This is a genomic window from Winogradskyella sp. (genome assembly GCF_003712105.1).
Lineage (GTDB): Bacteria > Bacteroidota > Bacteroidia > Flavobacteriales > Flavobacteriaceae > Winogradskyella.
The window spans coordinates 413020-424971 of record NZ_RHLG01000002.1 but is presented as its reverse complement, the minus strand read 5'-3'; the positions used below and the strand labels follow the sequence as shown (position 1 = coordinate 424971).

Genomic DNA, 11952 nt, shown 5'->3' with positions numbered 1-11952 from the left:
CGCTCAGCACAAGCAAGCACAGTGACCAATTTTAATTTTAGACTTCTACACTGGTAAATTGAAATGAATTTCCATTAAACAGTCCTTTGTCGCTCAATTTTAAAGAAGGAATTACCAATAATGCCATAAAAGATAAGCTCATGTATGGTGCATGTAACTTACTGCCTAAATCTTTTGCCATTTTATCTAAATGTGAATACGCTGCACCAATAGTTTCGGCATTTTTATCACTCATTATACCCGCAACAGGAAGCGGTACTACTTTTTCCTTAGAATCTGAAACTGCACATATTCCGCCTCGATTTTCAATTATAAGATTTACGGCCTCACAAATAGCTTCATCTGAAACGCCTACAGCAATAATATTATGTGAATCGTGACCTACAGACGATGCAATTGCACCCTCTTGAAGTCCAAAATTCTTGATGAATGCAATAGCAGGTTTTTCGTTTTTATAGCGATTAACAACTGCCATTTTTAGCACATCAGTTTTAGTATTTGAAACAAGGTTACCATTGCTAATTGTTGAGGAATCAATACCTTCATTTGTAATCAATTCTCCATCTAAGCATTCAATTACTCTAATATTTGGTGAATTAGATTCGAATCTAAAGTCAGATACTTCTTTTTTATTTGTATTGAAGTTATTCAGGTTTTTAAAGTCAATAGTTTTAATCTTTGAGTTGCCATTATCAAAAACCAATTCACCATCTATATAAGTCTGAATGGTTTTAAAATTTTCTAGATCTTCAACAATTGTGCAATCTGCAGTATCACCAACTTTAAGCAATCCAACATCTAGATTGTAATGTCGTACAGGATTAATACAAGCCACTTGTAATACTTTAAACACATCAATACCTTTTTTAACTGCTCTAGCACACAGTTGATTAATATGACCTAGCAATAAATCATCAGGATGTTTGTCATCGCTACAAAACATCATATTCTTGTAGTGTGCATCTAGCAAATCAATCAGCGCATCAAAGTTTTTTGCAGCACTGCCTTCTCGGATAATGACTTTCATTCCTTTTTGTAACTTCTCAAGACCTTCTTCATAGGTAAAGCACTCATGATCGGTAGATATTCCAGCCGAAATGTATTTGTTCAAGTCTTCACCTCGCAATCCTGGTGCATGCCCATCAATAGGCTTATTATAATGCTTTGCCCAATCGATTTTTTTATGGACTTCGGCATCATCGTAAATTACACCTGGATAATTCATCATCTCCGCCATATACTTTATATCTGGGTTAGCCATTAAAGCTTTAATATTTTCTGAATCGATAATTGCACCTGCAGATTCGAAAGGTGTTGCTGGCACGCAAGATGGTGCGCCAAAATTGAACTTAAAAGGAGTCTGTTTCCCATTTTCTATCATAAACTCAACACCTTTTACACCAAGAACATTTGCTATTTCGTGTGGGTCAGATACAGTTGCTACAGTGCCGTGCTTTACTGCTACCTTTGCAAATTCTGAAGGCACCAACATTGAGCTTTCGATATGAATGTGCGCATCTATAAATCCTGGTAAGATATAATGATTTTCGGCACAATTTTTTTCAATAATGCTAGAAATTTTACCATCTTGGAAGGTGATTTCACCCTTAAATACTCTGCGATTAAGTATATCTACTATATGACCTTTAAGCTTCAATTAATTTAATTTTAAGAATGCTAGTTGTAGAGTTATTAATTTTAAATCGTTCATCTGCTCTTTTTCCCATGACCCAAACTACTTTTTCACCACTCATTAAAAGCCAAACATTATCTTTTTCTAATGGTGTTAACTTTTCGTCTTTTAAATATTTACTAATCTTCTTTTTGCCTTTCATTCCAAAAGGATAAAATTCATCACCTGTTTTCCATTGACGTATTTGCAGAGGAAATTCGAGCTGATTAGCATCTACATAAATTTCTTGTACGCTGTTAGTATTTCCCAGCGTGACTTTGGAAAAGTTAACTTCTCCAATAGGTAATTGAATATTGGTTTCAAGATCAGAAATGACAATAGCATCGTTATTTTGTTTCTCTTGATGTAATGCAGTTAAGATTAAGAACTCTCTGTGTTTGGTCAGCTTATGTGTATTAGAGATTACATATTTGCCTGTTTCTGCATCTAATAAATTTTCAACATCATTCCATTCTGTAAAGCCATAATCCTTAAACATCTCAAACAAATATGCCTTAGAATTATTTACTTTTTTAAACTCTGAAACGTTATAAGTGACTTCTTTTTCGTTTTTAGAAATAATAGCTCTTTTAGATACCGCTTTTAGACTTTCGGTTACAATATCTGTTGTATCATTAAGATGAGATAAGGTATTTTGAAAACTTTCGAGTAATCGAGGATTTATTTCCTTTAAAATAGGAATAACCTCATGACGCAATTTATTTCGTAAATATTTTCTGGACGAATTACTACTATCTTCTCGCCAAATAATGTTGTTTGCTCTTGCATAATCTTCAATCTCTAATCTTGAAAATTGGAGCAATGGCCGTATAACAGTACCGTTAACTTCAGGAATTCCTGTTAAGCCATTTAAACCTGTTCCACGAGTAAAATTGATTAAAAAGGTTTCCAAATTATCATCGGCATGATGGGCCGTTAAAACATAATTGAACTGTAATTGCTCTGCTAATTCTTCAAACCAATTATAGCGCAACTCACGCGCTGCCATTTGTATTGAGAGTTTATGTTCTTGAGCGTAAGCTTGAGTATCAAAATTTTGGACAAATGTCTCTACATCTAATTGCTCACCTAACTCTAAAACAAAGTCTTCATCTTCATTACTTTCTTCATCACGCAAATTGAAATTGCAGTGCGCTAACGCAAAATCTAAATCCAATTTATGACATAAATGCGCTAAAACTACACTATCAATTCCTCCAGAAATGGCAATAACAGACTTGCCTTTTTTTAGAAATGGAAGTTTTGATTCGATATAGTTGTCAAATTGGTTTTGCACAGTTCAAATGTATAGAATTAATTCTCCAACACCTCACGCATTGCTTTCGCTTTTACCAAACACTCTTCGTATTCTCTCAAAGGACTACTTTTGGCGGTAATTGCACTACCAACAGAGTAAGACACATATTTAGTCTTTTCATTGTATAAAATGGTCCTGATAATTACATTAAAGTCAAAATCTCCATTTGGCGTAAAATAACCTACAGAACCAGAATACAAACCACGTTTAGTTTCTTCTAAATTCTCTATAATTTTCATCGCTGATATCTTAGGAGCACCTGTCATGCTACCCATCGGAAAGGTTGTTTTTAAAACGTCTACTGGTTTAATATTGTCCTCTAAGCTAGCCGAAATCGTAGAAATCATCTGATGTACTTGTAGAAATGAATAGACTTTACATAATTCTTCGACCTGCACACTTCCTTTTTTAGCAGTATGTGATAAATCATTTCGCACTAGGTCTACAATCATAATATTTTCACTTCGCTCCTTTTCATCATTTGCCAAATCTATAGCTAATTGCCGATCTTCTTCTTCTATTTCTGAACGTTTGGCAGTACCTTTTATAGGTTGTGAAATCACTACATCTTTTTCCTTTTTAATATAGCGTTCTGGTGAAGCTGACAGTAAGTATTTACTATCTGTTTTTAGAAATGTAGCAAATGGTGGCTTTGAGATTTTATTTAATTTATTGAAAGTCTGAAGCGGATGTATTTTGTGATTTTCTGAATAGAATTCCTGGCAAAAATTAGCTTCATATATATCGCCACGTTGAATATGAGCTAACATGTGCTCTACCTTTTCAAAATACTCGTCTTTATGAATTCTAAGTTTTATTTTTATAGGTTTCTGAAATTTATCATCCGGATTTGGAATTTCTACTTGAGTTATAGCCTTAAAGTCATTTTCAATTTCGTCATCTACCATCTTTAAATACTGAATCTCAAGTGTATTGTCCTTAATTAAAAACAGTTTTTTTGGTTGAAAAAAATACAAATCTGGAAAAAATAATTGGTCAGGATTGTCAGAAGACAGCTCTTCTATCGCGTTTTTTAAATCATAAGTGAGATAGCCAAATATCCAATCTCTAGTAGTCTCTTGATATTCGGTTAATTTGTCAAATGCTTCAAAGTAATCCGTTTTTATAGATGTAAAAGCGTCTACTGCCAAAACCGCATCATAATTGTAGTATCTATCCTTATGATTATTTGAATCTAACCAAACAATATCATCAAATTGTTGAGCCCAACTTAATAATTGTTGTTTGAATGTATTGGGATTTTTTAAGGGGTAAAATATACTTGTTCTCAATAGAAAAATAATTACCGCAATTTACCGAAATTTTAGTTTTTAGATAAACTGGATTGCATATGCATTATATTTGCCACATAAAATTTCGGTGTGACTTTTCAAGATTTAAATTTAAATACGCCTTTATATAATGCCTTAGATGATTTAGGGTTTGTAAATCCTACACCTATTCAGGCTGAAGCATTTAATGTGGTAGCCTCTGGTAAAGATGTAGTTGGTATTGCACAAACTGGTACTGGTAAGACTTTTGCCTATATGCTACCAATATTAAAACATCTCAAGTATTCACGACAAGATAACCCAAGAGTATTGGTCTTGGTTCCTACACGAGAGTTAGTTGTTCAAGTGGTTGATGAAATTGAAAAGCTTTCTAAGTACATTAACAATCGAGTACTAGGTGTATATGGTGGCACGAATATTAATACCCAAAAACAAGCTGTAGCTCAGGGATTAGATATCATTGTAGCGACACCAGGAAGGCTTTACGACTTAGCTGTAAGTCGTGTTTTACAGTTAAAATCCATACAGAAATTAGTGATTGATGAAGTCGATGTGATGCTCGATTTAGGTTTTAGACATCAGCTTATGAATATTTTTGACATCTTACCTGAACGTAGGCAAAATATTATGTTTTCTGCCACTATGACCAAAGATGTAGATGATTTAATTACCGATTTTTTTATCAATCCTAAAAAAATTCAGATTGCCGTTTCTGGAACTCCATTAGAAAATATAAAACAATCTTTTTACAGCGTACCCAACTTTTACACCAAAGTCAATTTACTAGAACATCTACTTCAGGATACTGAAAGCTATTCTCGAGTTTTAATATTTGTAGCTTATAAACGAATGGCTGACCGTCTTTTTGATAAACTTGAAGCGTTATTTTACGGTCAAAGTTGTGTTATTCACTCTAATAAAACACAAAACTATCGGCTAAGAAGCATCGAAGCATTTCGTAACGGTGAACATCGAATTCTCGTTGCCACAGATGTAATGGCAAGAGGACTGGATATTGACAATATAACGCATGTGATCAATTTTGATACTCCAGACTATCCAGAAAACTATATGCATAGAATTGGAAGAACTGGTCGAGCTGAAAAAGAAGGTAATGCCTTATTATTCTCTACACCAAAAGAAATGGAAGCTAAAGAACGGATTGAGTCTTTAATGAAAATGAAAATTGAAGTTCTCGATTTACCTGAAGATGTAGAAATTTCAACTGAACTCATCGAAGAAGAACGCCCACAAATAAGAGAACGTTACAACCCAACTAAACGCAATAAAGAAGATGAACCTGGACCTGCATTTCATGAAAAGAAAGCTAAAAACCAAAAGGTAAATCTTGGTGGTTCTTATAGACGAGAAATGGCAAAAAAATATAAGAAACCAAAAACTCGAGGAGATAAAAACTTTAATAAAAGAAATAAGAAGCGTAAATAATAAAAAAGCCTCTTTGGGGGAAAGAGACCCTTAAAACAATCAAGTACTGCAGGATCGCATTTTATTATGAAAATAAAATCTATAACCCTAACCTCATAGTTAATCCTGCATTTGTACTTGATTTTCGGTTAAGTTATTGATAGGGATTATAATTTTTCCATCTTTGTTTCTAAGTATTACAGATATATTTTCTAACGCATCTATTGAATATTCCTCACCATTAAATATTATTTTTTGTCCAACCTCATAGGTCTTTCTAGCATAAAAAGTATTCAATAATTTACCTACAACTTCTCTAGCGCCTAATCCAAAAGCTAATGCAAATGCAACAAGAAAAGTTGCAAGTATCATGGTTACATTACTGGTAATAATATCTGTATTAACACCGGCTTGGTTTAGTGTCGTAATCGAAATAAATATGAGTAGTAGAAAGAATACTGCTTGGCTTATTAATTTTCCGCCAGACAAATCCATAGATTCAAAAAATGATTTTAATCCTTTTTTGATGAAATTAGCAAACAATAACCCAAGGATAAAAATTACCAATGCCGAAAATAGTTGTGGTAAATAGCCTAATAAATTACTAATCTGAGTAGATATAATTTCGAGGCCAAGTATATCTGAAGCCATTATTAAAAGCATGACATACATTACCCATTTAACAAATTTTGATACAATTTTAATAGTATCAAAATTGAGTTTTTTTCCTTCTATAATTTCTATATCATTCAGCTTATCATCTAACTTATTCGCTTTAGCCAATCGAAGCACGCGCTTTATAAGACCTACAATAAGCTTAGTAAATAACCATCCTATAATTAGGACAATTAAAGCCCCAATGATGTTTGGGAATATCTTAGTTATCTCAAACCACATTGAGGTTAATGATTGCGTTAAAACATCTTTAAATTCAGTTACCTTATCCATACTTATTTTGTTAGGGTTAATTAAGTATTAATTTTTTCTTTTACTAGTTACGGTGTCAATAATATGACCAACATTATATGAAAAAAGCTCAGCGATTTCCATAAGAAGCTTTGCCACAGCAATGTCATGCATAACTTTACTTTTAAGCTCTTTTGGCACCTCCTTTAGAGGTTTATTTAAACTTTCAAATGGATTCTCCATTCTTCATATAATTATCGTACTTCTGTACGAGTTTATGTTTTGCTCTTTTTAGGCGCATTTTAACTGCACTCTCTCCAATATCTAAAGCATCAGACAATTCTTTGATAGACAAATTATCTTGATATTTTAGTAATAATATCATCTTCTCTTCAGGTGAAATCAGCTCCATTACTTTTTTGAGCTGTTTCACTTTCATACTCTTGAAATCTTCGGTAGAATCAATATTTTCACCAATATTTTCAATACTATCAGAACTTACAGATTGTTTTTCAATCTTCTTTGCAGTGTTACGAGTTACATAATTGACACAGTGGTTATATGTAAACGTATATAACCATGTCGAAAATTTAGATTTTCCTTTGAAACTTGCCAGCTTAACAAATACTCTCAAAAAAATATCTTGTGTTAAGTCTTTTGCTTCTTCTTTACCATTTGCAAATCCATAACACTTGTTATAAACCATAGAAGAAAACCTATCATATAAAATCTCGAACAGTAGCGTATCGTTAGTCTTAACGATTTCGGCTACTAATTCTTCATCAGATAATTTATGGACAGACACTTCTTGGGTCATTCCGCAGGTTAGGTATTATATCTATTAAGACACAGAACAGAACAGGAAGTCACTCTTTTCTAAAAAAAATTAGAAAAAGCACTTAAACCGCAATTGGTAATTGAGAAGCTAATCTTGATTTTGCACGTTTCAAGCGCATTTTTACAGCACTTTCTCCAATATTGACTATCGATGCAATTTCTTTTACAGAATAGTTTTGTTTGTATTTAAGGTTTAGGATGCTAATGTCTTTTTCTGAAAGTGATTTCATAGCCTCATATACCATTTCACTTCTATTGGTTGAATAACCATCAATGTATAAATCAATAGTATCTGACTCATCCTCTAAAAAGAAAATAGAATCATCAAGATTGGCCATAACTCTTTTAGATCTTAGGTAGTTTAAGCAGAAGTTTCTACAAAACGAATAAAACCATGTGGAAAATTTTGAATCACCATTAAATCTTTCTAATTGAATATATAGCTTAATAAATATCTCTTGGGTTAAATCTTGGGCTTCGGCTTCATTCTTTACATAATAAAAACAGGTTGAATATGTCTTTGAAGCATAACGATCATAGAGTCTTTCAAACCCTAAAGAGCTTTTGTTGGTAATAATATCATTAATGAGGGATTTGTCTGTTAGCATGATTATCTGTAAGGGATTATTGATACTCAAAACTATACGCGCACAAGATTTTTAGCATCAAGGAAAATACACGCCGATGAACAAAAGACGACTAAGTGCGTTTTTTAACGTTGTAGTGTCGAAAAAACAAAGTGAATACTAAAAAAGTAGAAAAAGTGAAAATTTACGATAAACTATCTTCTATGTCACTTAAATGATGCTTTAATGCTTTTGAGGAAATTTGTATTTCCCAGATTAAAAACGTGAGTGATAAGATTAATAGAATTAAAGCAATACCAAAGATCCAAGCAGCAGCAATATTGTAATCTACATAGATTAAAAACATCGTCAATACACAAAGCAATAAACTTGAAATCCCTAAAATCTGCATATACCGTGTAAGACTAAGTCTAAGCTTTAGGTTATTTATTTGGCGAATTATTGACGCTTCAGGTTGTTGCAAATACTTATCCTTCAGGTTTCTTATAACAGCTGCATAAGCCAAAAAACGATTGGTATAGGCTAACATTATTAAAGATATCGCAGAAAATAAAAGTGCCGGTGTTGTAAGAGTAAGTTGTTGCAATTGTAAAGATTTTTATCAAAATTAGGCATAATACTCAAAGCACAAAAAAAGCGAACTAAAAAGTTCGCTTCTTCAAACAAAATAACCTTACAACACTATTCCTGAGTTATTTAGAACTCCACTTGTATGCTAAAATTGCAATCCGTGCAACTGTAAATGAAAACAAACCAAATATAATGGTCAGTAGTGATACCTTTAAACCACCTGAGAACAATTCTGGACTTACGTTACCTAGTGCTTCAACCATATCAAATAACTGAATAATCCCGGCAACCGAACCTAAACATCCTAAAACAAGTGATAATATACTTGCCTCTGCGGAGAGATTCATCATTTTTAGAGATTGTTCAGTATTTGATTTTCGTTTAACAAATGCCATAACAATAAATACTAATGACAATATAAAAGCAATAAGGATAACATACATCATTGGTCCTCCTTCTGCCAATCGGTCTGCAAATGGATTTGATACAAGAGTTAAATTTTTCATTATTCGAAATTTTTAGATTAGTGATACCACAAACATAAACCCCATATTCGATCTAAAATTTTATTTGCGACAAACTACCAATTCTAGCTCTGTTTTAACACAAGTGTCAAATCCCCATTTAAATCTGTTATTCGTCTATAAATAAAAAAATACATTAGTAAATAGTTTATTATTGTAGATTAAAGTACAAATGGCTAATTACAAATCCACATACCAAAGAGTTAGACAAGTGCTACTACATAGCTTTTTTTGGGTTTTAGTTTTGCTGTTCTTTTGGTTTATGTTCGGAGCTGACAATACTCTAGACAGTAATGTTCTACTCTTCTCACTATTTATGATGCCCGTAACTGTAGCAACAACCTACGTATCTATCTACAAACTTATACCCGATTATTTGATCCCTAAACGCTATATTCAATTCACAGTATACAGTGTTTACACACTTATTATATCTGTTTTTGCTGTGTTCTTGTCTGGTTTTTTTGCGATGGCTTACCTTACTAATTTCACCTTTGGTAAATTACAAAGTATCAGCCGAAGTGCTTTGTATATAATGATTTGTATATATCTAGTAGTTATTATTGTAAGTGCTTTTAAGCTTTTAAAATTGAATTTAAAACAATCCAAAACCAATGCTCAACTTGAAGCCAAAATACTAGAGGCACAATTAAAACTCAAAGAGCAAGAGTTGAGCTATTTAAAGATGCAGATTCATCCGCATTTTTTGTTTAATACATTAAATACACTTTATGGTTTTGCTCTAAAAAAATCCGAATCTACTCCAGAAATGATTCTTAAGCTTAGTAATTTATTAGATTACTTACTCTACCAAGTCGATAAACCTTCAGTATTACTTACCGATGAAATCCATCATATTAAAGACTATATTGCTTTAGAGAAAATGCGATTTAATAAGACGTTGAATGTAGCGTTTAATGCCGATTCATGTACTAAAACCATTACTCTAGCACCAATGCTATTCTTGCCTTTTGTAGAAAACAGTTTTAAACATGGAAAAATTAGAGATGGTATTTTAGATATAACTATTAATTTTGAATGTACAGAAAACAGTGTCAATTTTGGTATTACAAATACTCATGAGAACACTGACACTAATAAAACAGGTATTGGATTAGAAAACATTAAAAAACGTTTAGAGCTACTTTATAAAGACCAATACGATTTACAAATTTTTGAAACTGAAACAAATTTTGAAGTGCAACTTAAACTAAAACTGAAGCATGAGTAAATCTATTTCTTGCCTTATAGTAGATGACGAAGCAATAGCTAGAGATATTATAGCCATGCACCTTTCTAAAATTGAACGCATCAATATTGTTGCACAATGTAGTAATGCAATAGAGGCTTTTAATGCTATAAGTAAATATGATATCGATTTGGTGTTTTTAGATATTAATATGCCAGAGATTACTGGGATAGCTTTTGCAAAATCTATAAATAAAAATATCAAGGTAATTTTTACTACGGCTTATCGTGATTATGCAGTTGAAGGATTTGATTTGCAAGCAGTAGATTATATTTTAAAGCCTATTTCTTTTGAGCGTTTATTAAAAGCCGTAAACAGATACTTTGAAGTCTCTGATTCTCAAAGTACAGATACCAAACTACGATCAGAAAATCAAGATTTTATTTTTGTCCGTGCTGACCGCCAGATGCAAAAGGTAGATTTTAAAAGCATTATCTATATTGAAAGTTATAGCGATTATATAAAAATTCATACTAGGGATTCCTCATCTAGCTCAGGCAAAACTATAGTAACCCGTGAGACTATAAGTAGTATTGAAGCTAAATTACCTAAGACTCATTTTTTACGTATTCACCGCTCGTATATTATTGCCATTTCTGAAATTTCTGCATTTACTAATGAGTTTATAACTATAAATGAAAAATCTTTGACTATCAGTAGAAGTTATAAAAGTAATGTTCTGAAACGCCTAGAAGATGTCTCTAAAGCTTAATTTTTATAAGCATCATATTTAGCTAATTCAATCTCAACAATAGCTTCCCATTTTTCTTGGGTTTCTCTTCTCTCTCCTTTTTTAGTATCCTCGTCATAACGCTCTTGAAATTGCCGACATTCTTCAAAAATGGCCTCGAAGACTTCTTTTGCCCTTAAATAATCACTTGATTTTAGATTGTTTTCTTGAAATGTTTTACGCAGTTTTCGTGAGAAGATTTCAGTAATATCAAAATGTATTTGCTCATGGCGTAATACATAATTATTTTTAGCACTTGGTAATACCCAACTTTTGTAGGTATTCATTGTAGCCTCTATAAATAATTGACCATCTTTAAAAATATTGAAGGCACTAGGTTCAAAACCAAAACCTGAATTGGTAAGTGCTAAAGTATTAGGGTGCTTTTCTGTATCTGGTGTTCCTTTAAAATCATCCCAAGTGAGTTTTCTATTTTCGCTCCATCGTATACTAGTTTCATAATTATTGGCTAAATCAACTTTATACATTGTAGCCCAAATACGATGGCAAGTACTCCATTTATCAGGTGTTTTATGTTGTGTAATTTTAATAAGATTTGCGCCAGACTTTCGAGCTATGGCTTTAAAATTTTGAATATTTTCATAGTAGGAACACTCTGATGTTAATCCACCATCTGTGGCTTTTAGTTCACCAATTTGTATTCCGTTTATGTCTGGGTTATCTTTTAAAGCCAAAACAACCACTAAAGCATCATTTGGTAAAGCTTCATATGTTGTTTTAACTGTAGTTTTAAGTTTAGGACCACAAGCTAATAGACTTAAAAGAGATATGTGGCAAACTATTTTTTTCATAAGTCTAAAATAAAAAAAGCGAGCTAAAAA

General features: G+C 32.3%; 13 protein-coding genes. 3 read left to right on the top strand and 10 right to left on the bottom strand.

Features of this window, described 5'->3' with window-relative positions; all coding sequences use genetic code 11:
• Positions 1 to 37 precede the first annotated feature (37 nt).
• From ade to ED556_RS06440, 3 genes are read right to left on the bottom strand one after another with little or no spacing between them, the layout of a single operon-like run.
• On the bottom strand, positions 38 to 1657 hold the full coding sequence (gene ade, locus ED556_RS06450; protein WP_296320942.1) for an adenine deaminase: 1620 nt from the start codon (positions 1655 to 1657) through the stop codon (positions 38 to 40).
• Positions 1647 to 2969, bottom strand: a complete 1323-nt coding sequence (tilS, locus tag ED556_RS06445; protein WP_296320938.1) for a tRNA lysidine(34) synthetase TilS — start codon at positions 2967 to 2969, stop codon at positions 1647 to 1649. Before tilS ends, ade begins: the two co-directional genes overlap by 11 nt.
• A 17-nt stretch (positions 2970 to 2986) precedes the next feature.
• Positions 2987 to 4282: an anthranilate synthase component I family protein gene (locus tag ED556_RS06440; RefSeq protein ID WP_296320935.1), complete on the bottom strand. Its 1296-nt coding sequence runs from the start codon at positions 4280 to 4282 to the stop codon at positions 2987 to 2989.
• A 90-nt stretch (positions 4283 to 4372) separates the two neighbouring features.
• On the opposite strand from ED556_RS06440, the gene ED556_RS06435 reads away from it, so the two are divergent.
• Entirely contained in the window at positions 4373 to 5728 is a 1356-nt protein-coding gene (locus ED556_RS06435) for a DEAD/DEAH box helicase (RefSeq protein ID WP_296320932.1), read from the top strand.
• Between the two features lie 99 nt (positions 5729 to 5827).
• Here ED556_RS06435 and ED556_RS06430 read toward each other — a convergent pair whose 3' ends face one another.
• From ED556_RS06430 to ED556_RS06405, 6 genes are all read right to left on the bottom strand, one after another.
• Positions 5828 to 6655: a hypothetical protein gene (locus ED556_RS06430; RefSeq protein ID WP_296320930.1), complete on the bottom strand. Its 828-nt coding sequence runs from the start codon at positions 6653 to 6655 to the stop codon at positions 5828 to 5830.
• Between the two features lie 27 nt (positions 6656 to 6682).
• Entirely contained in the window at positions 6683 to 6856 is a 174-nt protein-coding gene (locus ED556_RS06425; RefSeq protein ID WP_296320927.1) for a hypothetical protein, read from the bottom strand.
• Positions 6840 to 7430, bottom strand: a complete 591-nt coding sequence (locus tag ED556_RS06420) for a sigma-70 family RNA polymerase sigma factor (RefSeq protein ID WP_296320924.1) — start codon at positions 7428 to 7430, stop codon at positions 6840 to 6842. Before ED556_RS06420 ends, ED556_RS06425 begins: the two co-directional genes overlap by 17 nt.
• Positions 7431 to 7512: 82 nt before the next feature.
• Entirely contained in the window at positions 7513 to 8058 is a 546-nt protein-coding gene (locus tag ED556_RS06415) for a sigma-70 family RNA polymerase sigma factor (RefSeq protein WP_296320921.1), read from the bottom strand.
• A 163-nt stretch (positions 8059 to 8221) separates the two neighbouring features.
• Positions 8222 to 8623: a DUF2721 domain-containing protein gene (locus ED556_RS06410; RefSeq protein ID WP_296320919.1), complete on the bottom strand. Its 402-nt coding sequence runs from the start codon at positions 8621 to 8623 to the stop codon at positions 8222 to 8224.
• 106 nt (positions 8624 to 8729) lie between these two features.
• Positions 8730 to 9113 (bottom strand): MotA/TolQ/ExbB proton channel family protein, encoded by a 384-nt coding sequence (locus tag ED556_RS06405; RefSeq protein ID WP_296320916.1) that lies wholly within the window; start codon positions 9111 to 9113, stop codon positions 8730 to 8732.
• 190 nt (positions 9114 to 9303) lie between these two features.
• Here ED556_RS06405 and ED556_RS06400 point away from each other — a divergent pair, with 190 nt between their 5' ends.
• A complete protein-coding gene (locus ED556_RS06400; protein WP_296320913.1) occupies positions 9304 to 10362 on the top strand; it encodes a histidine kinase in 1059 nt (352 codons plus the stop codon).
• Positions 10355 to 11092 (top strand): LytTR family DNA-binding domain-containing protein, encoded by a 738-nt coding sequence (locus tag ED556_RS06395; protein ID WP_296320910.1) that lies wholly within the window; start codon positions 10355 to 10357, stop codon positions 11090 to 11092. Before ED556_RS06400 ends, ED556_RS06395 begins: the two co-directional genes overlap by 8 nt.
• On the opposite strand, the gene ED556_RS06390 is transcribed toward ED556_RS06395, so the two are convergent.
• Complete coding sequence (locus ED556_RS06390; RefSeq protein ID WP_296320907.1) at positions 11089 to 11922, bottom strand: hypothetical protein; 834 nt, start codon at positions 11920 to 11922, stop codon at positions 11089 to 11091. The genes ED556_RS06395 and ED556_RS06390 overlap by 4 nt on opposite strands.
• Positions 11923 to 11952: the final 30 nt, after the last annotated feature.

Coding starts and splice junctions, on each gene's coding strand:
- ED556_RS06430 (WP_296320930.1), bottom strand. CDS start 6,655: ATGGATAAGGTAACTGAATTTAAAGATGTTTTAACGCAATCATTAACC.
- ED556_RS06415 (WP_296320921.1), bottom strand. CDS start 8,058: ATGCTAACAGACAAATCCCTCATTAATGATATTATTACCAACAAAAGC.
- ED556_RS06390 (WP_296320907.1), bottom strand. CDS start 11,922: ATGAAAAAAATAGTTTGCCACATATCTCTTTTAAGTCTATTAGCTTGT.
- ED556_RS06425 (WP_296320927.1), bottom strand. CDS start 6,856: ATGGAGAATCCATTTGAAAGTTTAAATAAACCTCTAAAGGAGGTGCCA.
- ED556_RS06400 (WP_296320913.1), top strand. CDS start 9,304: ATGGCTAATTACAAATCCACATACCAAAGAGTTAGACAAGTGCTACTA.
- ED556_RS06395 (WP_296320910.1), top strand. CDS start 10,355: ATGAGTAAATCTATTTCTTGCCTTATAGTAGATGACGAAGCAATAGCT.
- ED556_RS06420 (WP_296320924.1), bottom strand. CDS start 7,430: ATGACCCAAGAAGTGTCTGTCCATAAATTATCTGATGAAGAATTAGTA.
- ED556_RS06405 (WP_296320916.1), bottom strand. CDS start 9,113: ATGAAAAATTTAACTCTTGTATCAAATCCATTTGCAGACCGATTGGCA.